A 4,025-nucleotide genomic window follows, 5' to 3' on the forward strand; every position below is an offset into this window, starting at 1 on the left:
ACCTCAATGACTACGAGGGCGACCCGGAAGCGAAGCCCTTCACCCGGGAACAGCTGCAGCTCTTCCTCGACTACGCCGACGACCAGGTCGAACGAGCGGTACGGGCGAAACGCAAGGGCGCCCTGGCGGCCTACCGTGACGCCACCCTCTTCAAGGTGATCTACGGGTGGGGCCTGCGCCGGACCGAGACCTCCAAGCTCGATGTCGTCGACTTCGGCCGCAATCCGCAGGCCCGGCAGTTCGGCCGGTACGGCACGCTCAACGTCCGCTACGGCAAGGCCAAGAAGGGCCAGCCGCCGCGGCGGCGGAACGTGTTGTCGGTGATGGACTGGGCTGTCGACGCAGTCGCCGACTATGTCGAGAATGTTCGCCCGCGCTTCGGATTCCCCGACCACCCGGCTCTGTGGATCACCGAACGTGGTGGCCGCCTCCAGCCCGGCTCGATCAACGACCGGTTCGAGGCATACCGGGACGCCCTCTGCCTTCCGAAAGAACTCGTCCCGCACTCTCTTCGGCATTCGTACGTCACGCATCTGACCGAGCACGGGGTGGACCGGCGGTTCATCCAGCAGCAGGTCGGCCACGAGAGCGACAGCTCCCTGGCCATCTACACGCACGTCAGCGACGACTTCATGAACACTTCCCTGCACAAGGCACTGGCCCCGGCGTTCGCCGGGACCTGACAGGAAGGACCTGGCGATGGCCGCCAAGCTCGACTACCACTGGCACCTGCGCAAGGTCATGGCGGACCGCGGGATGTTCTCCACCACCGACCTCATTCCTCCGCTCGCCGAACGCGACATCACCCTGTCGTCGAGCCAGGTCTACCGGCTCGTCGTCGAACGGCCCGAGCGACTGAGCCTGAAAATCCTGATGGCCCTGCTCGACATCCTGGACTGCACCATGGACGACCTCATCGAGCCCATCGCGGCGGCCGGAGCCGTGAGGAAACCGAAGAAGGCCGCCGCCGGCGGCTCGGCGCCCGATACGGAAGGGCTCGGCGGGCTGAGGCCGAAGCGGGCCCGGATCAGGGGGGCTGACCGGCCGTGACCATCGCTGACTCCCTCGACCGCGCCGTCGCTGACCCGATCGGCCTGATCACGGACCTGGTCGCCGACGTCGAAAAGGAACTCGGCTCCGAGACCATCCGGACCGTGGTCACCGCGGTCGCGGGCGGTCGCGCGAAGTCACGCCGCCTCGCAGAGGTCCTGGCCACGCGGCCGGCCGTCCTGACCGACGGCCGGTCCCCGGCGCCACGGGCCGTCGGAGATCTGCTCATCGCGCTCCGCAAGGCCGGTGCCCTGGCGATCTCGCCGCCGGTCTGCGCCAGCTGCGGAAAGAATCTGCGAAGCCTCCAGCGGCAGGGCCAGGACTGGTACTGCTCGGTCTGTGTCAAGGAGACCACGCAGTGCGCCGCCTGCGGCAACACCCGGCGCGTCACCTTCCGGGACCGCAAGGGCCTGCCGCGCTGTTCGATGTGTCCCGACAACGATGACCGTGATCCGGTCACGGTCATCCACTCGGTGATCGCCGCGATCGCCCCTGGCGCCGAGCGCGACGCGGTCGCCGAAGCCCTCCGCCGGTCGGCACCCCACCGTCCCGCCTACCGGCAGAGAGTGGTCTGGGCTCTGGAGGAGAACCCCCGCCTGCTGACCGGGGAGGGCTATCGTGCGCCGCACCGCGCCATCCTGAGGTTCATCGACCTGCTGCACGAGGCCAACGTCGCCGGGATCATCCGTCCATCTTGCCCGCGCTGCCACCGGGTTGTCCGCATTGACAAGCCGCTCGACGGACAGCGGGTCTGCCGCAACTGCATCGCCAAGTCCCGCATCGAAGAATGCGTACGCTGCGGAGCCCGCCGCGAGCCGGCCATCCGCGACGCCCAGGGACGACCGTTGTGTCCGAACTGCCTTGTCACCGATCCCGCGAACGTCGAGGTCTGCATCAGCTGCGGCAAGCGTCGACGAGTACAGAACCGCACCGCTCACGGCCCTCTCTGCCCCAACTGTTGTCCCCCGCCCATCCTGCTCTGCTCGATCTGCGGCCGCACCGCACCCGGCACCCACTCCCGCCTGACCGGTCTGCCCCGCTGCGGCGGCTGCGACAGACGCCAGGCTCACTGCACCGCCTGCGGGCGGCTCCGCGGCATCCACTCCGGCACCGCCGAAGCACCGGTCTGTGGTCCCTGCACCGCACCGGACGCCGAGCTCTGGCGCCCGTGTCCCATCTGCGGTGAAGCGGAACGGCTGCACGCTCCTGGTCCGTGTCCTCGCTGCACGCTCAAGCAGCGGCTCCACGAACTCCTCGCCAACGACTCTGGCGCCATACCCCCCAAGCTGCAGCCCCTCCACGACGCTCTGGCCAGCACCGAACGAGCCGGCACCGCGATGCGCTGGCTCTCCGGCGGCATCGTCTCCACCGTTCTGTCCGATCTCGGCTCCGGCCGTCGGCCCTTGACGCATGAGGCCCTGGACGCACTCCCGGAAGGAAAGGTCGTCGAGCACATCCGCAGCGTGCTCGTGGCCACCGGCACCCTGCCGCAGCGGGACGAACAGATGGTCCGCCTCGAACGGCACGTGAACGATCTCGTAACCTCCCACGCGACCGCCGAGGGACGGAAAATCCTGCACCGGTACGCGACCTGGCACCTCCTGCGACGGCTCCGCCGACGCAGCCGCGGCAAGGACATCACGCACACCCAGCTCACGGTCGTCCGCCAGCATCTGCGGGCCGCCGTCCACCTCCTCAATTGGCTTGAGAATCAGAATCTGACTCTTGTCACCTGCCGCCAGACCGACCTCGAACGCTGGATGACCAGCGACGACGTCCGTCACCGTCGGGAGGTAGGCCACTTCGTGCGCTGGGCTCTCTCCCAGAAGATCACCCGCGATCTCAGTTTTCCGGCAGTCAGATGGAACGGCCCTTCCCAGCCGATGGACGACGAGGCCCGCTGGGCCACCGCCCGCCGCCTGCTGCACGACGACACCCTCAAGCCCGAAGACCGCCTCGCCGGCCTGCTGTTGCTCCTCTATGCCCAGTGGCCCGCGGCGATCTCCCGGCTCACCGTCGACCACATCGAGGAGAGCGAGGGAACAGTCCGCATCCGCCTCGGCGACGTTCCGGTCAACCTGCCTGGACCTGTCGCTGAACTGGCTCTTCAGCAGGTCGCGGTTCGCCGCAGCCATGCCGTTCTCGCCCGGAGGGATTCACGCTGGCTCTTCCCCGGAGGTCAGCCCGGCCGCCCGATCAGTGTCTGGGCCATGGGCGAACGGCTCCGCAAGCTCGGCATCCGCCTCGCACAGACCCGCTCAACCGCGCTGTTCCAGCTCGCCACCGAACTGCCCGCCGCCGTCCTCGCCCGCACCCTCGGAATCGACATCACCGTGGCCGTCAAATGGCAGCGAGTCGCCGCCGGAGACTGGGGCGCCTACGCCGCCGAGATCAGCTGCAGGGCCAGCCGTCACAACCACGAAATCGAGTCCGCCAACCGGCGGCCAGACCCACGAAACGGCTGAGGAACCATGGGGACCTATCGCTACAAAGTGCAGAAGAGCGGCTTCGGGCTGTTTCTCGGAATCGCAGCCGAGGCCACCCGCTTGACGAACCCGCCGACCGTGGGCGCCCCCGTCAGCAACCGGGTCTGGCTTGACGCTTCCGAAGTCAACAACGCCTTCCACGGGAACCGGCTGGTACTCAACGAACGCGAAGTCGCCTGGTTGCGGGTCGGCCTGGGCAAAGTATCCGGCGACATCGAGCGCATCGAGACCAGCCCTTACATCCTGATCTCGGTTCGGGCTCTGGAGATCGTCGAGGTCGACTACACAGAGGCAGCTCTCGCTCCGGCAATCGCCGGATGGGTCACAGAGCAGTTCGCTCTGACACCCCGTCGCTGCAACGTCAGCCGCGACAGCACCACCGGCCAGTTCACGTTCGAATGGAACGAGTGATCTACATGGCCAACGGCGCCGTGATCGCGGTCAAGCCCCGGGCATTCAGGCAGTTCCAATACCCGACTCCACCATTAC

Annotated in this window: 4 protein-coding genes; all 4 read left to right on the forward strand. The window is 67.7% G+C overall.

Features of this window, described 5'->3' with window-relative positions; translation table 11 throughout:
* Positions 1-683: tyrosine-type recombinase/integrase (locus ACWCP0_RS41890; RefSeq protein ID WP_451083948.1), on the forward strand; the 683-nt coding region annotated here is incomplete at its 5' end.
* Positions 684-699: 16 nt separating this feature from the next.
* The gene (locus ACWCP0_RS41895) at positions 700-1,050 is read left to right on the forward strand and encodes a helix-turn-helix domain-containing protein (RefSeq protein ID WP_451083949.1); all 351 of its coding nucleotides are present in this window, start codon (positions 700-702) and stop codon (positions 1,048-1,050) included.
* Positions 1,047-3,515, forward strand: coding sequence for a site-specific integrase (locus ACWCP0_RS41900; protein WP_451083950.1), 2,469 nt, complete (start codon positions 1,047-1,049; stop codon positions 3,513-3,515). The genes ACWCP0_RS41895 and ACWCP0_RS41900 overlap by 4 nt, the downstream gene beginning before the upstream one ends.
* A 6-nt stretch (positions 3,516-3,521) precedes the next feature.
* Positions 3,522-3,947: a hypothetical protein gene (locus ACWCP0_RS41905; protein ID WP_451083951.1), complete on the forward strand. Its 426-nt coding sequence runs from the start codon at positions 3,522-3,524 to the stop codon at positions 3,945-3,947.
* Positions 3,948-4,025: the final 78 nt, after the last annotated feature.

It is taken from the genome of Streptomyces sp. NPDC001970, assembly GCF_053594115.1.